The 20,809-nt window shown below is 63.5% G+C and carries 22 protein-coding genes; 17 read left to right on the top strand and 5 right to left on the bottom strand.

The annotated features are described in order from the left end of the window. Positions 1–103 precede the first annotated feature (103 nt). The 3 genes from ACWIBS_RS01985 to ACWIBS_RS01975 all read left to right on the top strand — a co-directional run bounded on the left by ACWIBS_RS01985 (position 104) and on the right by ACWIBS_RS01975 (position 3,005). A complete protein-coding gene (locus ACWIBS_RS01985; protein ID WP_376128042.1) occupies positions 104–751 on the top strand; it encodes a helix-turn-helix domain-containing protein in 648 nt (215 codons plus the stop codon). 464 nt (positions 752–1,215) lie between these two features. Then, the gene (locus ACWIBS_RS01980) at positions 1,216–2,535 is read left to right on the top strand and encodes an SIR2 family protein (protein WP_376128040.1); all 1,320 of its coding nucleotides are present in this window, start codon (positions 1,216–1,218) and stop codon (positions 2,533–2,535) included. Between the two features lie 23 nt (positions 2,536–2,558). Then, entirely contained in the window at positions 2,559–3,005 is a 447-nt protein-coding gene (locus tag ACWIBS_RS01975; protein ID WP_376128039.1) for a TIR domain-containing protein, read from the top strand. Positions 3,006–3,089: 84 nt separating this feature from the next. On the opposite strand, the gene ACWIBS_RS01970 is transcribed toward ACWIBS_RS01975, so the two are convergent. Further along, positions 3,090–3,473, bottom strand: coding sequence for a hypothetical protein (locus ACWIBS_RS01970; RefSeq protein ID WP_376128037.1), 384 nt, complete (start codon positions 3,471–3,473; stop codon positions 3,090–3,092). A gap of 77 nt (positions 3,474–3,550) precedes the next feature. On the opposite strand from ACWIBS_RS01970, the gene ACWIBS_RS01965 reads away from it, so the two are divergent. The 3 genes from ACWIBS_RS01965 to ACWIBS_RS01955 all read left to right on the top strand — a co-directional run bounded on the left by ACWIBS_RS01965 (position 3,551) and on the right by ACWIBS_RS01955 (position 6,129). Continuing rightward, positions 3,551–4,740 (top strand): IS3 family transposase gene (locus ACWIBS_RS01965; RefSeq protein WP_376128035.1). Its coding sequence is split into 2 segments (ribosomal slippage): positions 3,551–3,829 and positions 3,832–4,740, totalling 1,188 coding nucleotides; the frame shifts between segments, so codons are not numbered across the junction. 421 nt (positions 4,741–5,161) lie between these two features. Continuing rightward, positions 5,162–5,647 (top strand): TIR domain-containing protein, encoded by a 486-nt coding sequence (locus ACWIBS_RS01960; RefSeq protein WP_376128033.1) that lies wholly within the window; start codon positions 5,162–5,164, stop codon positions 5,645–5,647. Then, the gene (locus ACWIBS_RS01955; protein ID WP_376128031.1) at positions 5,644–6,129 is read left to right on the top strand and encodes an HIT family protein; all 486 of its coding nucleotides are present in this window, start codon (positions 5,644–5,646) and stop codon (positions 6,127–6,129) included. Before ACWIBS_RS01960 ends, ACWIBS_RS01955 begins: the two co-directional genes overlap by 4 nt. On the opposite strand, the gene ACWIBS_RS01950 is transcribed toward ACWIBS_RS01955, so the two are convergent. Next, complete coding sequence (locus ACWIBS_RS01950) at positions 6,080–6,526, bottom strand: hypothetical protein (protein ID WP_376128029.1); 447 nt, start codon at positions 6,524–6,526, stop codon at positions 6,080–6,082. The two genes, ACWIBS_RS01955 and ACWIBS_RS01950, sit on opposite strands and share 50 nt — an antisense overlap. A gap of 148 nt (positions 6,527–6,674) precedes the next feature. Next, positions 6,675–6,854 carry a helix-turn-helix domain-containing protein gene (locus ACWIBS_RS01945; protein ID WP_376128028.1) on the bottom strand — a complete coding sequence of 60 codons (180 nt, stop codon included), beginning with the start codon at positions 6,852–6,854 and terminating at the stop codon, positions 6,675–6,677. Between ACWIBS_RS01945 and ACWIBS_RS01940 the strand changes: the two genes are divergently transcribed. From ACWIBS_RS01940 to ACWIBS_RS01930, 3 genes are all read left to right on the top strand, one after another. Further along, positions 6,853–7,581 carry a hypothetical protein gene (locus ACWIBS_RS01940; RefSeq protein ID WP_376128026.1) on the top strand — a complete coding sequence of 243 codons (729 nt, stop codon included), beginning with the start codon at positions 6,853–6,855 and terminating at the stop codon, positions 7,579–7,581. The two genes, ACWIBS_RS01945 and ACWIBS_RS01940, sit on opposite strands and share 2 nt — an antisense overlap. A gap of 626 nt (positions 7,582–8,207) precedes the next feature. After that, positions 8,208–9,035 carry a nitroreductase family protein gene (locus ACWIBS_RS01935; protein WP_376128024.1) on the top strand — a complete coding sequence of 276 codons (828 nt, stop codon included), beginning with the start codon at positions 8,208–8,210 and terminating at the stop codon, positions 9,033–9,035. A 450-nt stretch (positions 9,036–9,485) separates the two neighbouring features. Continuing rightward, positions 9,486–9,719 carry a hypothetical protein gene (locus ACWIBS_RS01930; protein WP_376128022.1) on the top strand — a complete coding sequence of 78 codons (234 nt, stop codon included), beginning with the start codon at positions 9,486–9,488 and terminating at the stop codon, positions 9,717–9,719. Positions 9,720–10,268: 549 nt separating this feature from the next. On the opposite strand, the gene ACWIBS_RS01925 is transcribed toward ACWIBS_RS01930, so the two are convergent. Further along, a complete protein-coding gene (locus tag ACWIBS_RS01925; protein ID WP_376128020.1) occupies positions 10,269–11,936 on the bottom strand; it encodes a dihydroxyacetone kinase subunit DhaK in 1,668 nt (555 codons plus the stop codon). A gap of 194 nt (positions 11,937–12,130) precedes the next feature. Here ACWIBS_RS01925 and ACWIBS_RS01920 point away from each other — a divergent pair, with 194 nt between their 5' ends. The 8 genes from ACWIBS_RS01920 (at position 12,131) to ACWIBS_RS01885 (ending at position 19,779) form a co-directional block, all read left to right on the top strand. Further along, positions 12,131–13,030 carry a dihydrodipicolinate synthase family protein gene (locus ACWIBS_RS01920; RefSeq protein WP_376128018.1) on the top strand — a complete coding sequence of 300 codons (900 nt, stop codon included), beginning with the start codon at positions 12,131–12,133 and terminating at the stop codon, positions 13,028–13,030. A gap of 75 nt (positions 13,031–13,105) precedes the next feature. Next, a complete protein-coding gene (locus tag ACWIBS_RS01915; protein ID WP_376128016.1) occupies positions 13,106–14,131 on the top strand; it encodes a DctP family TRAP transporter solute-binding subunit in 1,026 nt (341 codons plus the stop codon). Between the two features lie 87 nt (positions 14,132–14,218). Next, on the top strand, positions 14,219–14,782 hold the full coding sequence (locus ACWIBS_RS01910) for a TRAP transporter small permease (protein WP_376128014.1): 564 nt from the start codon (positions 14,219–14,221) through the stop codon (positions 14,780–14,782). Then, positions 14,779–16,062 (top strand): TRAP transporter large permease, encoded by a 1,284-nt coding sequence (locus tag ACWIBS_RS01905; RefSeq protein WP_376128012.1) that lies wholly within the window; start codon positions 14,779–14,781, stop codon positions 16,060–16,062. The genes ACWIBS_RS01910 and ACWIBS_RS01905 overlap by 4 nt, the downstream gene beginning before the upstream one ends. Position 16,063: 1 nt before the next feature. Continuing rightward, positions 16,064–17,101 (top strand): LysR family transcriptional regulator, encoded by a 1,038-nt coding sequence (locus tag ACWIBS_RS01900; RefSeq protein ID WP_376128011.1) that lies wholly within the window; start codon positions 16,064–16,066, stop codon positions 17,099–17,101. After that, the gene (locus tag ACWIBS_RS01895) at positions 17,098–18,090 is read left to right on the top strand and encodes a Gfo/Idh/MocA family protein (RefSeq protein WP_376128009.1); all 993 of its coding nucleotides are present in this window, start codon (positions 17,098–17,100) and stop codon (positions 18,088–18,090) included. The genes ACWIBS_RS01900 and ACWIBS_RS01895 overlap by 4 nt, the downstream gene beginning before the upstream one ends. After that, positions 18,087–19,034, top strand: coding sequence for a fumarylacetoacetate hydrolase family protein (locus ACWIBS_RS01890; RefSeq protein WP_376128007.1), 948 nt, complete (start codon positions 18,087–18,089; stop codon positions 19,032–19,034). The genes ACWIBS_RS01895 and ACWIBS_RS01890 overlap by 4 nt, the downstream gene beginning before the upstream one ends. A 52-nt stretch (positions 19,035–19,086) precedes the next feature. After that, the gene (locus ACWIBS_RS01885) at positions 19,087–19,779 is read left to right on the top strand and encodes an SDR family oxidoreductase (RefSeq protein WP_454136356.1); all 693 of its coding nucleotides are present in this window, start codon (positions 19,087–19,089) and stop codon (positions 19,777–19,779) included. Between the two features lie 10 nt (positions 19,780–19,789). Here ACWIBS_RS01885 and ACWIBS_RS01880 read toward each other — a convergent pair whose 3' ends face one another. Further along, positions 19,790–20,776, bottom strand: a complete 987-nt coding sequence (locus ACWIBS_RS01880) for a hypothetical protein (RefSeq protein ID WP_376128003.1) — start codon at positions 20,774–20,776, stop codon at positions 19,790–19,792. Positions 20,777–20,809: the final 33 nt, after the last annotated feature.

Genomic DNA, 20,809 nt, shown 5'->3' with positions numbered 1-20,809 from the left:
TGTCGCTACTTCAGGCCCGCCATCTTTGTCTTTTTCGACAAGCCTTGTAGTGGTAAGCATAAATGCTTGGGCTTGTGTCCGCAACGGCATAGAGTTGCTTTCTATGACAACCTCCGTAACGTCCATGACGCAAGAAGAGGCCTTTGGTCGAGCCGTGGCCTTCTGGCGGGGTCAGCGAGAGCTCAGTCAGCGCCAACTAGCGGATCGCCTGACAGTCCGAGGCATGAAGCTGGACGCGCCGGCGGTTTCGCGCATCGAGTCCGGCGCGCGCTCGGTTCGCCTGACGGAAGCCATGCTTATCGCAGAAGTGATGGATCTCGAGCTTGATGCGTTAGTCGGCTTCGCGCTCTCACCGCCACAGCAACTGCATCGCCTACGACGTGCTGCCGACTCCGCGATGAACGAACTCGAACCGTTTTTGCAGCGCTGGCTCAATCGCCTAGCGATGGTGCGCGAGTTTCTCGTGGAACACCCCGACTTGCTCGCCAATCTGCCCGATGCAGAGGGCGACATTCGCCCCGATCAACCAGACGAGTACTTTGACTGGGTGCAACAGCGACTCGGCAAGCTGGCTGTCTCTGCACTACCTGAGGACAAGAAGCGCGCGCGTGTCGATAACGAGATGATCGTCATCGTCGAGAGCGAACAAGAGCGTTCGGACCTGGTTGAGCTTGCCGCTGAGTACGCGCGGGCACAGGTGCTCCTCTGGACCGAAGTGCCAGAGCAGCCTTCGAGCACTGGTACTGACTAGCGCTTATGCGAAAGATGGGTCGCGCTCAAGGGAACGATTGCCTCTCGGAACGCGTACTCGTCGATGTCCGCTCTTGTCAGTCGAAATCCGGTTAGCGAGTTCGAGTCCGCTCGTCCAAGCTAGAGCGGAGCGGGGTGTAGAGCAGGCTTGCGCTCGAAGCCTGTAGAGCGGAGCGAGGTCCAGAACTGCCATATGAGGGCGCGCCAATATGCTGGTGGGGCGTGACTGGCTCGGGTATGTCGGGGTCGGAGCGATTTCCTTGACCGAAGGTGGCCCGGTGGCAAAGACACGACGATTCGCGAACTGCGCTGGAGCTGGGACATCGTGAAAGCGATCCTCGCCTGAGGTCAGCGATGTCAGCCTCGATAAGCCGCGCCGACTTTCTGCGGCAGTATGGACAGGCCTTGCGTCGGGGCGAGGCGGCTTCGTTCGTTGGTGCAGGACTCAGCCGTGGCGCGGGGTTCGTGGACTGGAAGGGTCTCTTAGAGGAGTTCGCGTCGGATCTCAAACTCGATCTGGATGTCGAGCAGGACCTCACCGTTGTCGCCCAGTACCACCTGAACCGGGAGCCCGCGCGGAGCCGGCTGCGACTCCATGCCAAGCTCGTGGAGGAGTTCTCAAAGTCGGGGACCTCGGCGGCGCACGATGCCTTGGCCAAGCTGCCGATCGATCTCGTCTGGACGTCCAACTACGACACCCTCGTTGAGGACTCGTTCCGCGCGGCTGGCCGAACCGTCCGCGTCAAGAACAGCTCCGCCAAGCTGATCGAGGCTGGTTCGAAAGCCGCGACGACGGTCTTCAAACTTCACGGAGATCTCGAAGACCCCAAAACGATAGTTATCACTCGCGATGACTATCGGACCTACACGCGGAATTTTCCTGGGTTCCGGGACCGCCTGCGCGCGGACCTATCTGAGAGAACCTTCCTCTTTCTCGGATTCAGCTTTACGGATCCGCACCTCGACCTCATTCTGAACGAGCTTCGGTTGGCGTTCGGTGACTCGAAGCGCGAGCACTTCGTCGTAATGCGGAGAGAGCCACTGGGGCGACGAGGCACCAAGCGTTACGGCTACGCGAGGAACCGCCAAATGTTGAAGGTCGAGGACCTCGCAACCTTCGGCATCCGAACCCTTCTCGTTGACGCTTTCGACGAGGTCCCAAGTCTGTTGCTCGATCTCGATCGACAGTTGCGGCGCACGCGCGTCTTCATCTCTGGCGCCGCAGATGATTTCGAACCACGAGGTCAGCGTTGGCTTGAGGGCGCTGCTCGGGAGCTCGGCCGCCAGCTCATCGCCGACGGATACGACATCATTTCCGGGTTCGGGAAGGGCATCGGCCCGCACCTCCTGAGCGGTGCGCTGGAACAGTTGTACTCCGAGGGAGCAACGAACATTGACCGACGGCTGATCCTGAAGCCCTTTCCTTACAGCTCTCCGCGACGAGATCTATACACGAAGTATCGGACGGACCTACTTGCCAGCGCTGGCTTCGCGATCTTCATCGCCGGCAACAAGGTCGCATCGGATGGCTCCACGACTGTGCCCTCCGACGGCGTCCACGAGGAGTTCCGGCTCGCGCTTGAGGGTGGTGCGATCCCGCTCCCGATTGGCAGCACGGGCTGGGTAGCCGAGGAGCTTTGGCCGCAAGTGAAGGGGGACTGGCAGAGCCTCATGTCAGCGACGGCCAGCAAGCGCGACTTCAATATCCTGAATCGCAGGAGCACGACCGTCCCAGAGATACTGGAGGCGCTGGCTCGCCTCATGACTGCAAACCGCACCGCGTAACTGATCACCTACGGAGTACACGGATGGCACGTCGAGTCTTCTTCAGCTTCCACTTTCAACGCGACATTTTCCGGGCGAATGTTGTTCGCAACAGTTGGGTTACTCGCGATCGTGAGGCCGCCGGATTCTTCGATGCATCTCTGTGGGAGGAAGCGCAGACCAAGGGCGATGCAGCGGTCCGGGCAATCATCGCCGCGGGATTGAGGAATACGTCCGTCACCGTGGTCTTGATCGGGAAGGAAACGGCGTCTCGCCCATACGTGAAGTACGAGATCGAACAGTCCATTGCGCGCGGCAACGGATTGCTCGGCATCCGGATCGAGAAGATCAAGGACATTCGAGGCAACGTCGACGACGCTGGTCCGAACCCGCTGCCCGCTGGATACCCCATGTACCTATGGAACAAGGACGATGGGTATACAAACCTTGGCGTTTGGGTTGAGCGAGCGGCGAAGGCTGCTGGGAAGTAGCTCGTCGCGCGGCCGCCTATGAGTCCCCTCGCCGTGGTGCGCTGCGCGACGACAGTGGACTCGCTTTCAGCGCCCAGATGTGGACTAGCGCACGCGCCATGAACTGCCGCCGCGCGCTGCGACGAGCTCGGACAGGGACTTCTGCAGGGTTACAGGACCCATCCGCTTGGTGACGATTGGAGCGGACAACGAAGACCAGTCGGGTTTTTCGATCTGTGGATAAATGTCCAGATACTCCTGACCGAGTCGCTGTCCCTCGTACTCGACGAGCGGCATAATGGCGATCGCTTCTTGGCCTTTTCGGCCGTCGAAGTATCCGAGCTCCCACGGCATCCACTTCGAAGTGGCTGCGGCATTCGTCGCCGCATACACCATAGACGCGCACTGCCTCATACGCTCGCGCAGCGTTCGTGCCGATGCGGCCGTCACGCGGCTACGGTCCAGTTGCGGGTCGTCGATCCAATCCACGTACGCCGTCTGGGACTGCCCCGAGTTTGGTTGACGTCTGATCTGTGAGGATTCGTCCTCGCTGGAAGGATGTCCCTGTGGCAAAGCCGTATCCCAAGGAGTTCCGAGACGACGTCGTGGCGGTGGCCCGACAGGGCCAGACGCCGCTGTCGCAGATCGCGAAGGACTTCGGTGTCTCCGAAGGGTCCTTGTCGAACTGGATGAAGCAAGCAGACATCGAGGACGGACGACGTCCCGGTCTCACCGGCGCCGACCAGACGGAGCTGCGCGAGGCGAAGAAGCGCATACGTCTGCTCGAGCAGGAGAACGAGGTGCTCCGCCGTGCGGCGGCGTATCTGTCGCAGGCGAACTTGCCGGGAAAATAGTCTTCCCGCTCGTCCGTGAGATGGCCGCGGCCGGCGCTCCGATCAGGGTGCCGGTCGTGGTGGCGTGCAGGGTTCTGGGCTTATCGACCCAGGGGTACTACAAGTGGCTGAAGGCCCCGATCTCCCAGCGGGACTGGGACGATGCTCACCTCATCGACGTCCTTTACGAGGCTCACCGCGATGATGCGACCCTCGGCTACAGATTCCTCACCGATGAACTGTCCGACGAGTACGGCATCACCGTCGGCGAGAACCGCGTGCATCGGCTCTGCCGCATCGCTGGAATCACCGCCAGCCATCACAAGAAGCGTTCCAAGCCCGGCTCCACCGGGCCTGCCCCGCATGATGACCTCCTCGCGGTCGTCGACGAGCACGGCGTCGTCCGGCATGAGTTCGCCGCCGATGCCCCGAACAAGGTCTGGCTCTGGGACATCTCCGAGCACCCCACTCGTGAGGGCAAGCTCTACATCTGCGCGATCAAGGACGTCTGCAGCAACAAGATCGTCGGCTACTCGATCGACTCGCGCATGAAGGGATCGCTGGCGCGGTCGGCGCTGCGCAACGCGATCGCTCTGCGGCAGCCGGTCGGCACGATCTGCCATTCGGACAGAGGTGGCCAGTTTCGCGCGAAGAGGACCCAACGGCTGCTCGAGAACAACGGGCTGGTCGGGTCGATGGGGCGCTCCTACGGCGCGGGCGACAACGCCAGCATGGAGAGCTTCTTCGCGCTCCTGCAGAAGAACGTCCTCAACACGCGCCGCTGGGAGACGCGGCAGGAACTCCGCCTCGCGATCGTCACCTGGATCGAGACGAAGTACAACCGCCGCCGCCGTCAACGAGGCCTCGGAAAGCTCACACCCGTCGAGTTTGAGATGATCTACAGAACCGCAGAAGCGGCCTGAACACCCCGACCCCTACCCGTCAACCAAAGTAGGGGCAGTCCCTCTTGCCGGAACGCTGCAACAACTCCCGAACCCCGAGGATAAGGTCGGCGTCCGCGAAACTATGACTCAGGAAGATGTCGAAGTTCCCAGGCTGTTGCGCGGAGTGTCGGAGGACGTCACGGGATGTCGCGGATTGGCGAAACGCTTGCTCGCGCCCGATTCGTTGCACTTCTCGAATGGTGTACTGAGTCATGTGTCTCCTGGGTCATGGTGCGGAGGCTCCAGCGAAGAGCTTCGAAGTCTGACCGCTCTGCCAAATCGTCGCAGGGGAATGCTCTCCCGCGAGCGACCGGCAGGCGGTTCGTGCGGATTCTTCGATGTGTCGCAGGCCGCCGCTAGCCTGAGCATGCGCCAAGAGGCGGCATATAGAAGGGGCGAAATGGCTAAGTCAGTGTTCTACAGCTTCCACTACGACAACGATGCGTGGCGGGTACAGCAGATCATCAATATGGGTGCAGTGGAGGGGCAGCCGCTGCTCAACTCTCAGGAGTGGGAAGCGGTGAAGGCGAAGGGCAAGGCCGCGATCGAGAAGTGGATCGACGATCAGATGGCATACAAGAAGGCCGTAATCGTGCTGATCGGATCCGAGACGGCCGATCGCCCGTGGGTGGACTATGAGATCCGCAAGGCATGGAACGCGAAGAAGCCGATCATCGGCGTCCGCATTCACGGGCTTGCCGATTCCTCCGGAAACACCGACTCTGCGGGCGCCAATCCGTTCGCGAACGTCTCATTGAAGGACGGGACGAAGATCTCCGACTACGTGAAGGTCATCAAACCCAGCGGATCAACCAGCAAAGATGTGCACGCCGACATCAAGGCGAACCTTTCGGGCTGGGTCGACCAGGCTTACGCCCGCTCATGAACGCGGCCGGCGGGGACGAGGACTGCCCGTTCTGCGAGATCGTCGAACGTGATGCTCCGGACGCTCGCGAAGTGTACCGGGATGAGCATACGGTGGCCTTCTTCCCCACCGAGCCCGCTGTGTTGGGCCACACGATGGTCATCCCTCGCGCTCATGTGCCCGACATCTGGCATCTCGCCGATGCCCAGGCCGCGCAGCTCAGCCTGACCACGCTACGAATCGCGACCGCGATCCGCGACAGTTTGAACCCGGACGGATTGAACGTCATTCAATCCAACGGCAGGGCCGCCAGTCAGAGCGTGATGCACTTGCACATTCATCTGGTGCCGCGCAACGAGGGCGATCGTATCGGGCGGATTTGGCCGCCGGAGAGCAACTACAGCGAGGCGCAGAAAGACGACGCTTGGGAGGTGCTGCGGGCTGCGTGTCGAACTATCGGCAGTGCAACCACACAAGCAGAGCAACGCCAACGAGCAAGATGATGCCGTAATAGTCGCGCACGGACCACGACCACACCACTTTGCCCCATCGGATGGACTCGCATTCGGAACGGGCGAGCGTCCCGCAGTATCTTGTCGCGTTCATTTCGTAGATCTCGACGGTGCCAAGTCGAGCAGCATCGAACAGCAGCCGATACTTGCGTTCTTCCCGGAAGTAGCGAGCGTCGACGGTAGCGAACGACAGCACCGCGAACATTCCTAGCAGTGCCACCACGGTCGACGAGTTCGTGCCGGCGTATCCGTAAGCAGCTGTGGCTATGGTCAACGCCCATCCCTTAGCTACGGCCGAAGCCGAAGACATCCGCCCGACCGCTGTCTGGATGAAGTCCAGGTGCTGGCGCCGAGCGTCGGAATACTGCACCGGATCGTGATCCGTCACCCCTGCCTCCACCTCGTCGTGGCATCAGCATATAGATGCATCCGGCTGGGTAAGAACACCTGACGTCCCATCACCGGCATGCGGAGGATCCTCCTTCAGCTCACGCAGAGGGGGTTTGCATCGAGGGGCTCGCGCGCATCAGCGCCTGTCAGTCGTTGATGCCGAAAACGCGCAGCAACGGCACGCGGGGGATCATCCGCCGCGGGCCCAGCTGGATCGTGGGGATAGTCCCGCTCTCGATGCCGAGCTTGATCGTGCGGTAGTCGACGCCGACGAGTTTCGCAGCATCCTTCATAGTCAGCGCGAGTGAGGTGGATGACGTACTCATGACATTCTCCTTCGGTGGGCAGCTAATGACATCACTTGCTCACGCACTGTACACCCATGAATGTCCGATGTCATCGCTTGCTCAGAGTCGGGCGAACTGGCACACTCGCAACATGCCCGAACTTGCCATCGAACAGGTCGACGCGGAGATCATCGACGCGGGGGACGGCATCCACGTTCCACGCTCGTGGCGCGCGGTCGTCACGGGTCTCCCCGGGATTCCGGGCGCGGTCCATGCGCGCATCGTGTACGACCCGACATTGCGGCGTGCGGCGGCTGAGTCGGTTCGCGTCGACCGCGACGGGCTGGGGGATGAGGTGACCACGACGCTGCTGCGCGACATCCGCGTGCAGGCGATCGTGCAATGGGCTGCGGGTCGCGTCGTTCGCATCGAGCGTGACGGGGGAGACCCTGAATCGTATAGCGGGTACATCGGGCGCCTCCGCAGGGAGGAAGGGCGCTCCGAGGAGCAGAACCTGCGTGAGGCGGTCAGACTGTATCGACTTGGGTCGGTGATCAATGACGGACCGCTGAAGCTCGTCTCCGAGGAGCTCGGTGTCAGTATCAGCACGGCGACGCGAATGATGAATCGTGCCCGGGTCGCCGGCCTTGTGGACGAGGAGACCGGTCGCGAGGTCTACGTCCAGGCTCGCGAACAGCAACTTCGCGAGCAGGCCACGGGACCCGTCGCTGGCCCAGGGTCATCAGGTCCGTCGGTCGACCGCTGATCATCGCGTTCGCGACGCTTCATCAGCATGCCCGCTGGCGTCGGAGCGACTGCGCGGGCAATCGGCCGATTCTCACTATTGGCGGCATGAGTACCCAAGTGTTGATCAATGTGCTCAGACTTCGCGGCGTCCACGGATGCGGGCAAAAGTGAGTCTCCCGAGTGCCTGATCTAGGCCCGGAAACCCGCGGGTTTCTTGCCCGCAATTTGCCCGCATCCCATCTGAAGCTAGGTGTTTTTGCATGTTCCGCGATGCAGTCGAAGTCTCGAAAACCCGCGTAATTCCGCGGAAGTTGCCGGTAGATGTCGCTATTGAAAACGCGCTGATTCGGATTCGAGTCCCTCCAGGGGCCACAGTATCTTTTGCCGCTGACCAGGTCAGACCACGCAGGAGTTTTTTTGCGCGTTGTTCGCCCGCACCCCTCTTTGCCAGGCATTCGAGTGTCAACCATCAGTGACTCTGCCTCCTCTTCCGCTTGCAGCGGCACTTTCCGCCGGGACGGCGCCGCCGCTGCTTATGCTTGCACCGCTTCGGGAGTGACTTCTGCCTCAGCTCGCGCGTCTTCCCCTCGCGCGGACCAGACCCGAGCACGCAGGCCGGCTCACGGTCGTCTCTACACTGGACGAGTGACCATCCCCGACGTCAACGCCCTCCTCAGCCAGCGGTACGGGGCAAGCGCTCCCGTGCTGGAGGACCCTGCCATCGTCTCCTCGGAGCCGCTCGGCCTGCTTCTTCGGCACCGCTCGGTGCGCGCGTTCACGCGCGAAGAAGTCTCGGACGAGCACGTCACGGCGATCATCGCGGCGGCGCAGTCCGCCGCCAGCTCGTCGAACAACCAGTCATGGAGCGTGGTGGAAGTCCGCGACCCCGACAGGCTTCATCGCCTCGTTACAGAGGCAGGAGGCAGCGAGCTCCTCGCCGATGCGCCCGTCGTGCTGCTGTTCGTCGCGGATTGGTCGCGGGCATCCGACATCGCACGCTGGCACGATGAGCCTGCGCATGCCGCCTCGTACCTGGAGAGCACTCTCGTTGGGTTCGTCGACGCGGGCATCGCGGCGCAGAGCGCTGTGGTGGCCGCCGAGGCGCTCGGGCTCGGCACCGTCTATCTCGGGTCGCTGCGCAACCACCCCGAGGTCGCCGCGGCCGAGATCGGGCTTCCGCAGGGTGCGGCCGTCGCCTTCGGCGTGGCGATCGGATGGCCCGACCCGGCTGACCAGGCGGGCATCAAGCCGCGGCTGCCGCAGAACGCCGTCCGATCGCGGGAACGGTACCGGCCCATCGCACGCGAGGACGTCGAAGCGTACGAGGGTGAGCTCGCGGCGTACAACGCCTCGCAGGGTCGCGCCGGCAACTGGACCAGGCAGGTCGTCGCGCGCGTCCGCGACGTCCAGGGCCTCCACGGCCGCGAGAACGCTCGCGCCGCCCTCGAGCAGCGCGGCCTGCCCTCCCGTTAGAGGAGGAGAGGGCGGTATCCAGCGTTCCCGCCCGATAGGCGGAAGAGCGATCTGCAGGACCCGCGCGGCGGTCGGGCGGGCAGTCCCGCCCACCTGCGGCGAGATCAGCTCCCGCCGCACCGCAGCGGCGCTCCACCGTCCCAGCATGGCGCCCGCGGCGGTGTCCGTGATGTGGTGCTGGCCGCGGTAGACCCGCGAGAACGCGATCGCTCCGGGAATTCCGTACCGAAGGACAGGGCCGAGGAGCCGCGTGCCCCGGGCGCCGTGGCGATCGAGCAGGTCGGCGAGCGTGCCGTGGAGCGCGAAGGCTACTGCCGTGAGCGCGACGTCCGGCCACACGTTGGCGCTCAGGTGGTGGCGATTCGGTCCGAATCACTTCGCGTGGCGGACTCTCGCCCTCGTCGATAGCCCGGGGACGTATGCGTTCTCGCTGGTCGGTATTCTCCGAGTATGACTACGACCATCAAAGTCAGCGGCGAACTCCGCGACCGGCTCAAGGAGCAAGCCGCCCGTGACGGGCGCACGCTCGGGGCGCACCTCGCGCATCTCGCAGATGCCGAGGACAGGCGATGGCGTCTTCACTCGCTGAAGTCCTCGATCGACACGTCGACGAGCGAGGATGCAGAGTCGTACTCTGCGGAGACTGAAGACTGGGAGCGCACCGAACTGTCCGACGCTTCGTGACGACCGCCGACCTCGCCCCGGGGGTCATAGCCTGGGCGGCACCCGAGCCTGTCCGCGGCAGAGAGCAAGGTGTTACTCGATCTCTGGCCATCGGTCTGTGGCGACATCGCGATTTGAAGGCCATTGGAGCATATTGCTCCTGTGAACGTCGTTCGGGCGTTCCTATAGAGTAATGTGCTCATTTGACGGCAAGTGTCTGAGGGCCTCCTTTGAGCGCCGGAGTGACACCTCCACGGATGTCCCATAGGTCCGATTTACCGGGGATTATTGCCCGCATTTTTCCCGCGAACTGGTTGCCGCAACCTGCTTTCCGGCGTCGCGCGATGTTGCTTGAGTCCTCGAAATGCCGTGTAATTCCGGGGTTTTTCAGGTTCAGGGCTGATTGAGCATTATGCTCAGTCGTGTTCGACTCCCTCCAGGGCAGTGCAGTTGTGGTGACCGTTGTTTAGCCAGGCTCGCGTCTGCGTGCCGGACAGCTGCGGGGCTCAGCCTGGCACTCGCGTTGGGGAGCCCCCGAATCGCTCTCGTCCATTGGGGAACGCCTCTCCTCTAGTCCAGTACGCGCGCCACGACGGCACGCACTTCGTCCGTCTCAGCGGGGGCGAAGTGCTCAGCGACGGCGCCGAGGAGCACCGCAACTCCCGCGGCTCCGGGATCAACGTGTCCGAGTGCGCGATCTCCGACGTAACTCGCGCGACCGCGCGCGGCTTGCATTTCCGAGGTGGCAGTCGCCCCCGAAGCCGTGGCTACCACGACAGTGAGCAGTCCGCCATCGGAATCCTCGACAGGCACCAACGCGTCGAGCAAGGTTCGGTCTCCACGCTCCGCACCACCGAGTCTGTGAATCGAGTCGCTCGCTTGGAGGACTGCGCGGCGGGTCGCCGAAGCATAGTCGTCGGGCGAGTCCGCACGTCCCAGTTCCACCCTGAGGTGCAGGAACAGCAGGCCGAGGAGGGGACCACTCGAGCCTCCGACATGATCCATGAAGGCATCGCGCAAGGCGTCAAGACCGCTCGTGTCGCTGTCGTCGGCTGCGTGTGAGACTGCCCAGCGGACGCCGGCCAACAAGTTGTCCCCGAAATCGCCGTCACCCGTCGCCTGGTCGAGCGCCGTCAACCGTTCATGCGCTGCGGTCACCCGCGCCAGAGTCACGCGAAGCAACGGGTTATCGAGGCCGCTACCTCTTTCGGTTGGGCGCAGGCTCGGCGCGGGCGGTATCCAGCGGCTCATGCGGGGCATAGCAGGAGTGGCCGTCTCTGTCAGCCACCAGCGCATGCGCTCGTCGTCGCTGCTTGTGAACGTGATGGAGAACCCACGCATGTCCAGCGCAGACGCGAGAGTCCCCACCGCGACGCTGTCGACCGTGATTTTCTCGTCCATCAGGCGCGCACACAGGAGTTGGTTGACCGAGTGCAACTCGAGGGCGGTCGTTCCACCCAGCCCGTTGACAAGCACGATAACCCGCTCTGGACGACGGGGGAATGCGGAAAGAACATCGTGCATCATCCGTTCGACAAGGTCGTCCAGAGTAGGTCGCGCGACGGTCTGCCGAGCTCGTTCGCCGTGAATGCCGACGCCGTACTCCACCTCGTGGGGCGAGATCTCGAAGGCAGGCTCACCCGTGCTCGTAGACGTGAGCGCGGTGGAGGCGACAGCCACGCTACGGCTGCTGTCGATGATCGCGTCGCCATGCCGTTTCAGTTCCGCGAGGGACAATCCTTCGTCGGCCGCCGCCCCGAGCAACTTTTCGACGACGACCGTCGCACCCGTACCGCGTCGCCCGGTGCGAGTGTGTGCACTGTCCGTTGCTACGTCGTCGTCCACGACGATCCGTTCTACAGATATTCCCTCGGCGCGAAGCCGCTCCATGGCTGCACCGAAGTTGATGAGATCACCGGTGTAGTTCTTGACGATGTGCAGCACGCCGTCGCTCTTTGCGACGTATCGGCTCGCGGCGTAGACCTGTCCCGCATGCGGACTGGCGAAGACGCGCCCCGGCACCGCAGCATCTAGACAGCCTTGTCCGACGAATCCGGCGTGCATCGGCTCGTGCCCGGATCCGCCCCCGGAAACAAGGCCGACGCGGCGGTTTGGAAGCGGGGCTCTCGCCGCAACGAAGGACGGTTCGTCGTGATAGACGACCATGTCGCCATGCGCTGCGCACATGCTGACGAGCGCGCCGGGGACCGGGTCTGCGGGGATGAACATGTGCGACATTGCAGGTCTCCTCAGGCGCGTCGACGTGGCCTCTGCTGGCCGACGTTACCAACAGAGGCGCGTGTTGAGGCATTCGAATCACGCATACTCTGCATGCGAAGATTGCGCTATGCGAATGCGCAAAGCGTTGGCAGTCTGGGCATTCGGACCACAACGAACCGTGGTCGCTATGGCGAGAACGAAGGAGTTTCACAATGCCCGTTGGTTACCGAGGAGTTATCCCGCCCATCGTCACCCCCTTCCACGAGGACGGTTCGGTCGACGAGCAGGCGCTCCGGGACGAAGTCGACTTCCATCTCTCGGTGGGCGTCAACGGACTCTGCGTCACGGGAACGTCGGGTGAAGGCCATGCACTCAACAAGGAGGACTCAGCCGAGATTGCGCGGATCGCTGTCGACCAAGTCGCCGATCGTGTGCCGGTGATCGCCGGAATCATCCAGAACTCCACGTCGACATCGGTTGAGTACGCCGAAGCGATCGCCGAGACCGGTGTTCACGGCCTGCAGATCACGCCCGTTCACTACCTTTTCAAGCCCGGCACCGACGAAACCGTCTACCACTACCGGACGCTCGCCGACTGCGTAGGACTGCCCCTCGTCATTTACAACGTCGTGCCGTGGTCGATGGTCGAGGTGCCGGCGCTTCTCGAACTCACTCGCGAGGTGCCTGAGGTCGTCTCGGTCAAGCAGAGCGGGGGAGACCTGCACAAGGTGGCGGACCTGCTGTGGGCGCTGCCCGAACAGACGACGATTCTGAGTGCAGTAGATGACCTGCTCTACCCTGCTTTCACGATCGGCGCGCATGGCTCGGTCTCCGGAACGTCCTCAATCGCTCCGCAGCTCGTCATCCAACTGTGGGAGGCCGTGCAGAACGAGGACCACGCCACCGCCCGCGACATTCACCGGCGCCTTCTCCCGCTGTGGCGCGCGGTCGAGGGATCGAACATGAACGCCCTCATGAAGGAAGCCATCACTCTGCAGGGGCGCAAGGGCGGATACGCGCGACGCCCGATCAACCCGGTGACTCCCGCGCAACGCGAGCGGCTCAAGGAGGCCGTCCAACTGGCCGGCCTGCTCGACCCCGCCCTGGCCTGACTGCGGTCTCCTCGCTCGAAGACAGGCACGAACGACCCGAAGACAGTCACGAACGATAGGAAGGTAGAAGGACATATGAACACGCGTACAAAGATGTGCGGCGCTGTCGGCTCCGTCGCTGTGGTCGCGTTGGCGCTCACAGGATGCGGCACCAATGACGCAGGGGACGGTGCCGAGGCGACGGTGGACATCAGATTCGGTCACCTCTATGAGACGACGCATCCGTTCCACGAATGCGGAGCGCAGCCCTTCGCCGAGGCGATCAACGGATCAGACCTCGGGTTGAAGGTCTCGATCTATCCAGCCAGTCAGCTGGGCAACGAGCAAGAGCTGGTGCAGTCCATCGCCTCCGGTGACATCGACATCGCTCTGGGCGGGCCCGGAGCAGTTGCCAACTGGTACGAGCCGATCAGCGTGCTCGATGCGGCATACGTCGTGGATGACTGGGATCACATGAAGCGCGTGTGGGACAGCGAGATCGGCGACGAGTTCCGTACCGGTCTCGAGGAGTCCGGCATCGTGCCGCTCGATCTTTGGCTCTACGGATCGCGCCATCTCACCACCGGCGACAAGCCGATCCACTCGCCCAGCGACCTCGCCGGGTTGAAGATTCGTGCGATCGACACCCCGATCAGCCTCGCGAACGCGACGGCGCTGGGATCGAGCCCGGTCCCCGTTGCCTTCGACGAATTGTACATCGCGCTGTCTCAGGGCGTCGTCGACGGTCAGGAGAACCCGATCCCGACGATCGACTCGCTGAAGCTCTTCGAGGTTCAGGGATATCTGAACCTCACCGGCCATCTCCTGCAGTCGACGGTGATGCTCGCTTCGACGGGGCTCATGGAGAAGCTCAACGACGACCAGCGTGCCGCGATTCACGACGAGATGGTTGCTGCCGGGGATCGTGTGCGCGAATGCGTCGAGACGATCGAGACCGATCGTTTGGCCGAGTGGGAGGAATCAGGTGCGTGGACAGAAATCGTCCACCCCGAGGACATCGATCTCGAGGCCTTCAGGCAGAACGCGCAGAGCGAGTTGCCCTCTAAGTTCAGCGACACGTGGGGAGACCTCTACGAGCGTGTCCGAGCGATGGCGGACTGAACGCTCTCATCGCCGATGAATGAACGGTCGTCGGGGGATTCGCAAGGTTCCCCGGCGACCGGTCTCGAAGTGTAAAGGAGCACGACGATGACGGACTACGCGGGCCTTCCCCACGCAGATGGGAGATGGCGATTCGAGCGCTGGCTGATCCACGTCGAAAGATGGGGCACATATCTCTTTCTGATCATGGTGGTGGGACTTGTCATCCTGCAGGTCGCGACGCGCTACGCCCTGTCGAGCCCGCCCCTTTGGACGGAGGAGTTCGCCAGATACTCCCTCGTGTGGGTGACCTTTCTGGGCGCCGCATGGCTCGTCGCGATCAACGACCACATCACGGTTCATGGCGTCGACCTGCTCCTCGGTGCCCGCGGTAAAGCGGTCCTCGATGGTCTGGTCCAGCTCGTGCAGGCCGCCGTCGCGATCGTCATCGTCGTCAGCGCGCCGGACTTCTTGGAGCGCGTCTCGAAGCAGCACAGCGCGGCTGGCGCCCTCTCGATGGGCTGGGTCTACGGCAGTGTCGTCGTGGGCTTCTCGCTCATCGCGATCCACTCGGTCCTCGTCCTCGTGAAGGACTATCTTGCCGCGTCGGGACGCGGCGGGTTCGACCACTTGCACGCGCAGGGTGTCTATGAGGCGGAGGTGCTGCCATGACCGTCCTTCTCATGGTTCTTGGGCTTCTCGTCTGCCTGCTCGTCCTGCGCCTGCCGGTCTACCTCTCACTTCTGGTGCCCTCGATCGTCTACATTCTGCTCAGCGGCGGGAAGCTGTCCTTCTCGGTCCTCCTTCAGCAGTTGACGAGCGGCGTTGACAGTTTTGTCCTTCTCGCCGTGCCGATGTTCATCCTGATGGGAAATCTGTCCAACGCATCCGGGATCACCGACCGCATGTTCGACGCGGCGAAGGCCGCGCTCGGGCGTGTGCGCGGAAGCCTCGGATACGTCAACATCTTCGTGTCACTGGGCTTCTCGTGGATGAACGGCTCGGCGCTGGCTGATGTGGCCGGTACGGGCAAGATCGAGATACCGACGATGATCAAGAACGGATACGACAAGCGGTTCGCGGTCGGTCTGACTGGAGCGTCGGCGCTTATCGGCCCGATCATGCCTCCCAGCATCCCCGCTGTGATCTTCGCCCTGACGGCGGGTGTGTCGCTCGGGGGCATGCTGCTGGCGGGCATCGGGCCCGCGTTCCTGCTGACGGCGTCTCTGATCGTGTGGGTATGGGTGCTCATGCGCAAGCAGGAGCACCTCCGGCTCGCGCGAATTCCCACCCGACAAGTCGCGCTGCGTCTGCTCAAGTCGCTGCCGGCTCTTGCGACACCCGTCATCCTTGTCGGCGGAATCCTCGGCGGCTTCTTCACCCCGACAGAAGCTGCCGGGGTCGCGGTGATGTACGTGTTCATCCTCGGACTGGTGTACCGGGCGTTCACGATCGCGAAGCTCAAAGAGGTGCTGCGCTCGTCTGCACACGCAACGGCGGGCGTCATGATCATCATCGGCTCGGCGTCTCTGTTCGCCTGGATTCTCACGGTCGAGGGGGTTCAGGTGATCGTCGGCGATGCCCTTCAGACGATCGTGCACGAGCAGTGGCAGTTCCTGCTGATCGTCAACATCCTGCTCATCGTCGTCGGGACGGTGATGGAAACGACCTCGTTGATCCTCATCCTGGTTCCGATCCTGATGCCTCTTGCGTTGAGCTACGGTGTGGATCCCCTGCACTTCGGTGTCATCGTTGTCTTCAACCTCATGGTTGGCCTCCTGACACCACCGATGGGCCTGCTGTTGTTCCTTCTCAAGTCCGTCACGGGGATGAAGATGAAGGACGTCATCCTCGGGGTCGCGCAGTTCGCTGTCCCTATCTTTGTGTGCATGATGCTTCTCACGTTCGCGCCAGCGATATCGACGACGATCCCCAGACTTGTGGGACTTTGAGATGAGCAACTACCGTCTGCCGGCCGGGCGACTCGGAGTTCTCGGTACGGAGAGGTTGACGAGCTTCCTTGCGGTGATTGACCGCGGCGGTTTCAGTGCCGCGGCCGAGACGCTGATGAGATCGCAGTCCCGCGTCAGCATCCATGTGAGCGAACTCGAGACTGCGCTGGGAGCGCCGTTGATCGATCGAGCATCTCGGCCAGTCGTGCCCACCGATATCGGGCTGGTTTTCGCGACTCATGCGCGCAAAGCGTTGGATGAGTTGCGCATCGGCGCCGAGCACGTGGATGCTCTCCTCAACCTTGAGGAAGGAGAGGTGAGGGTCGGCAGCTATGGCAGTGCGAGCATCAGTTTCTTGCCTGGAGTGTTGCAGACCTTCGCCGCGAAGTATCCCGCCATCCACGTCGCGCTGCTCGAGTCGACCGCCGTCGAGGCCGAAGCGGCGCTCGCGAACCGCGTCGTGACCCTCGCGATCCGCACGCTCCATCCGCCGATCAAGACTGCCGGAGTCCGGCTGCGTCCACTGTGGAACGAGCGCCTCGTGCTGGTGCTGCCCGAGGATCACCCGGCGAAAGAGCGCATGACGCTGGCTGGGGTGCGGCGGCTGCTGCGCCGCGAGAAAGTCATCTCGGTGGGAGCGGGCCCCGGCGCTCCCGCTCTCGATGTGTCGAAGGATCTCGATACCGTGAAGCTCCTGCATGCTCTCGGAGTGCCGGTCGACCGCGTCGTGTACACGCTGCACCCCCAAGCGCTCATTTCAATGGTGCGTGTCGGCCTCGGCGTCGGGATCGTCAACAACCTCGCCGTGGAGTCGAGCGACCATCGGGGGATCGTCAGGGTGCCGCTCGATCTGCCTGAAGCACAACGTCAAGTGGGGCTCTGCTGGTATGAGGGGCATTACCACTCGATGGCCGACCGGATGCTCTTCGACGAGATCGTCAAGGCACCACCACCTGTAGGAACAGTCGCTCTCGGCGAGGCCGACAAGGATCTTCACCAGCTGAGAGGGAGCAGCAAGCAGGGAGGGGCCGACTCATGACCGGTGTGGAGCGTGAACCTCTTCGATGGGCCATCGTCGGCACGGGCACGATCGCCAACCGGATGGCGGCCGACCTGACCGGTGCTATGGACGCGCGCCACGTGGCCACACTCTCCCGAAACCTTGCGCGTGCCGAGGCCTTCAACCAGACGCACGGACTTGCAGGTGCGTTCGACGACGTCGACGAACTCATCGACGAGACACGGCCCGACATCGCGTACATTGCCACCCCTCATGCGCAGCACCCCGAGTCCGCGCGCGCGTTCATCCGTCGCGGGGTCGGCGTTCTGGTGGAGAAGCCGTTCACCTGCACCGCGGAAGCCACCGTCGATCTGTTCGAGCAGGCTCGGCGCGCCGATGTGTACGCGTGCGAGGCGATGTGGATGCTCTTCAACCCCGTTGTTCGGGCCCTGCTCGACGCCGTCTCGTCCGGCGAGATCGGCGACGTGCTGCGGGTGGAGACAGCCCAAGGCTTCGACTTCCCCTTCGACCCGACTTCGAGAGTATGGGATCCCGAACGCGGCGGCGGGGCGACGCTTGATCTCGGCTGCTATGCCGTCGCACTGCTGGTAGCGCTGCTCGGGCCCACGAGGGTTGACACCGTCGAAGCAGCCCTCGCGCCGAATGGACTCGATGCTTCTGCGGATGTGGTGCTGCGCTCCGAAGGGGGAGCGATCGCACAGGCGGTGTGGTCTTTCGAACGGGATCTCCGCGGGGAGGCCCGTGTGGTCGGTCAGAAGGGGCAAGCGGTGCTCGCGGCACCGTTCCAACGGGCAACACGACTCACCGTGAACGGCGCAGGCGGTGAGCGCACAGTGAGCGAACCACTCCGCGGGCTGGGCTTTGTGTCGATGATCGAGGCCGTCAGCCGGGATCTTCGCGCGGAGCGCACGCGAAGCGCTGTTGTGACGGAGGGAGCGAGCATTTCCGCCGCACACGTGCTCGATCAAGCGCTCGCGATCATCCATGCGAAGGAGACGGACCGATGAAGCTCGCGAATGCCGTGGACGGTGCCGACGTCGTCCTCGCGGTCGGACGCGGAAACGAAGTGATCTTCGTCGCCGAGGCGGCGGCCGCGCTGAAGGCTTGCGGTGTCGCCACGTCCACGGTTCCCACGAGCGTCGAAGACTGCGTCGCCGATGAGGCGGCGGGTGATGCGCTCGCCGAGCTTCTCGAACTCGTCCACCGCCAGGGCGCTGCGATGCATCGGCTGTGGCGAGCGGAGAGCGACGTCACATTCGTCGCACCCGTGCGTCGCCCGGGTCAGATCCTCTGCGTCGGGCTCAATTACCGTGATCATGCCGCCGAAGTCGGACTCGACGCCCCCGACCGTCCGCTGTACTTCGCCAAACTTCCTTCCGCGGTGACCGGACCTGGTGGCGAGATCGAGTTTCCGGCAGAGTCCATCCAACTCGACTATGAGGCCGAGCTCGCTGTCGTCATCGGCGCGACGGCGCACCGCGTCACCGCGAACGAGGCGCGAGCCCACATTGCCGGCTACACGATCTTCAATGATGTATCGGTGCGGGATGTCATGTTCGCCGATGGTCAGTGGACACGCGGGAAATCAGGCAACACTCACGCGCCGATGGGGCCGTATCTCGTCACTCGGGCGGCAATCGCAGACCCGCAGTCCCTGGCCGTGCGCACTACCGTCAACGGTGCAGTTCGACAGGAATCCACCACGGCGGAAATGATCGTCGGGGTCGATGCGCTCGTGGCTGATGCATCGCAGTGGTTTACGCTGCGGCCCGGCGACGTCATCGCCACGGGTACCCCGGCGGGAGTCGGACTGGCGCGGCAGCCTCCTGCCTACCTCGAGCCTGGAGATGTCGTCTCGGTATCGATCGACGGTCTCGGCACGCTCACGAACACTGTCGGACCGCGTCACAGTCATGCGACCCCGGCGGCCTCGAATATGGACGTTTCATGACAATCACGATGGAAAGAGGCAAATGATGGGTGCCCTTGACGGTTATGTTGCAGTGATCACCGGCGCGAGCTCGGGGGTGGGCGCCGCGAGTGCGCGTCATATCCTGCGGGAGGGCGGCCGAGTCGTCGCTGGCGCGCGTCGCGTCGAGCGAATCCGAGAGCTGCTGGACGGGCTCGACGGATGGACGGCGGTCGAGTGGGATGTGCGTGAGTCGGCTCATGCCGAACGGGCCATCGCAACCGCAGTAGCGGAGTACGGCAAGATCGACGGACTCATCGCCAGCGCCGGCATCGGCATGTACGGCGGCATTTTGGACCACACCGATGACGAACTGCAGGAGATGCTCGCCACCAACATTGCCGGCACCGTGTGGCCTGTCCGTTCAGCCGTGCGCGCAATGCGGGAACGCGGGAACGGCGGCGACGTTGTGATCATCAGCTCGGTGGCCGGGCTGCGTGGTCGGGGCAACGAAGCGGTCTATGCGGCGACGAAGCACGCCCAGGTCGGACTGGGTGGTGGACTCGACAAGGAACTGCACCGCGAGGGGATCCGCGTTTCGACGCTGTGCCCCGGGGGCATCGCAACAGAATTCGCCATGGGTGCTGGACGCACCGAGACATCGCCTGAATTGTCGGTGATGATGTCCGCGGATGAGGTCGCGGCGCAGGTGCTGTGGACGATCACCGCGCCGGCGAATATGCGCACGCTCATCCATTCGTTCCGAGGGCTGGGCGAAGAGGACTGAGTCGCGCGTCTCACCCGACGGGCCGATTCAGCGCCACCACAAACGGCGCCCACTTGCTCGCGTTGTTGAACCGGCGGTCTCCGATCTGGAACGGCGCTTCCGCCGCATAGGCCACCGCGCTGCCAGCCCCCGGAACCACGGCGTCCAATGCGCCCTGGACGGCGGGGACGCCGAACGACCGGAAGACGTGCGGATCCTTCAGATACCGCTCGGACAGCTCATCGACCGTGGCGAACGCGGCCTGCGAGATCTCCTTCGCGAGGCTGATCCCGTCGGCGACCGGGGCATCGATGGCGAGCAGGTACTGCCGGAACTCGGCGACATCACGGCGATCCCGGATGGCCTCGAGGCCCTCGTGGTAGGAACCGGACGGACCGAGAATATTGGGCACCTGCAGCGCCGCGAGCTGCGTCGCCGCTGAGCGCTTCGTCATGCCGAAGTACTGACTGTCGGCGAGTTCGCGCTCGAGTTCCTTGTTCAGGGCTTCCTGAGCGGGCGACCCGAAGATGACGTCGGTATGGCTGAGGCCCAGCTCGGCCACGACCCACAGGTCGCGCAGCGCGTTGTCGAGCCGCATCCCATTGCCCACCACCTCGGTCCGCCCGACATGCAGGTTGTGCGTGTGGTTGTCGATCGCGAATTCGCCGGTGGCAGGCCCGCACATCTCGGCCGAGATGTCGCTGAAGAGCTCGAAACTCGGGCCGTCCATCCACCCGTCCTGATCTGCCGCATCGAACTCAGTGAGCGCGGCGACAGCGGCTTCGATCGACGACGGGTCGTCGGTGAGGAAGTGGACATAGGGCAGGTCGCGCATATCCGCAGGGCAGAACTGCGGCGCGAGAAAGACGAGCTCGTCGTAGCAGAGGAGAAGCCCCAGCACGTTCTCGAGAACAGGGTTGGGGCTGCTGCCGTCGCGCTCATCCACCCGCGGTGCCGGATTGCGATAGTCGTAACCGAACGGACCCGCGAGTCCGATGAATGCCGCATTCTTCGCCACCGCCGAATGCTACAGCGTCTCGCGGATGCACCG

This window comes from Microbacterium sp. NPDC055442, from assembly GCF_053644215.1.
This window is presented reverse-complemented; position numbering and strand designations above follow the sequence as displayed.

What these genes read in the sequence shown, in the direction of transcription:
- ACWIBS_RS01975 (WP_376128039.1), top strand. Translation starts at nt 2,559, where the DNA reads ATGGCACGTCGAGTCTTCTTCAGCTTCCACTTTCAACGCGACATTTTC.
- ACWIBS_RS01920 (WP_376128018.1), top strand. Translation starts at nt 12,131, where the DNA reads ATGCCCGTTGGTTACCGAGGAGTTATCCCGCCCATCGTCACCCCCTTC.
- ACWIBS_RS01900 (WP_376128011.1), top strand. Translation starts at nt 16,064, where the DNA reads ATGAGCAACTACCGTCTGCCGGCCGGGCGACTCGGAGTTCTCGGTACG.
- ACWIBS_RS01940 (WP_376128026.1), top strand. Translation starts at nt 6,853, where the DNA reads ATGACATTCTCCTTCGGTGGGCAGCTAATGACATCACTTGCTCACGCA.
- ACWIBS_RS01890 (WP_376128007.1), top strand. Translation starts at nt 18,087, where the DNA reads ATGAAGCTCGCGAATGCCGTGGACGGTGCCGACGTCGTCCTCGCGGTC.
- ACWIBS_RS01905 (WP_376128012.1), top strand. Translation starts at nt 14,779, where the DNA reads ATGACCGTCCTTCTCATGGTTCTTGGGCTTCTCGTCTGCCTGCTCGTC.
- ACWIBS_RS01945 (WP_376128028.1), bottom strand. Translation starts at nt 6,854, where the DNA reads ATGAGTACGTCATCCACCTCACTCGCGCTGACTATGAAGGATGCTGCG.
- ACWIBS_RS01925 (WP_376128020.1), bottom strand. Translation starts at nt 11,936, where the DNA reads ATGTCGCACATGTTCATCCCCGCAGACCCGGTCCCCGGCGCGCTCGTC.
- ACWIBS_RS01895 (WP_376128009.1), top strand. Translation starts at nt 17,098, where the DNA reads ATGACCGGTGTGGAGCGTGAACCTCTTCGATGGGCCATCGTCGGCACG.
- ACWIBS_RS01910 (WP_376128014.1), top strand. Translation starts at nt 14,219, where the DNA reads ATGACGGACTACGCGGGCCTTCCCCACGCAGATGGGAGATGGCGATTC.
- ACWIBS_RS01915 (WP_376128016.1), top strand. Translation starts at nt 13,106, where the DNA reads ATGAACACGCGTACAAAGATGTGCGGCGCTGTCGGCTCCGTCGCTGTG.
- ACWIBS_RS01985 (WP_376128042.1), top strand. Translation starts at nt 104, where the DNA reads ATGACAACCTCCGTAACGTCCATGACGCAAGAAGAGGCCTTTGGTCGA.
- ACWIBS_RS01955 (WP_376128031.1), top strand. Translation starts at nt 5,644, where the DNA reads ATGAACGCGGCCGGCGGGGACGAGGACTGCCCGTTCTGCGAGATCGTC.
- ACWIBS_RS01960 (WP_376128033.1), top strand. Translation starts at nt 5,162, where the DNA reads ATGGCTAAGTCAGTGTTCTACAGCTTCCACTACGACAACGATGCGTGG.
- ACWIBS_RS01930 (WP_376128022.1), top strand. Translation starts at nt 9,486, where the DNA reads ATGACTACGACCATCAAAGTCAGCGGCGAACTCCGCGACCGGCTCAAG.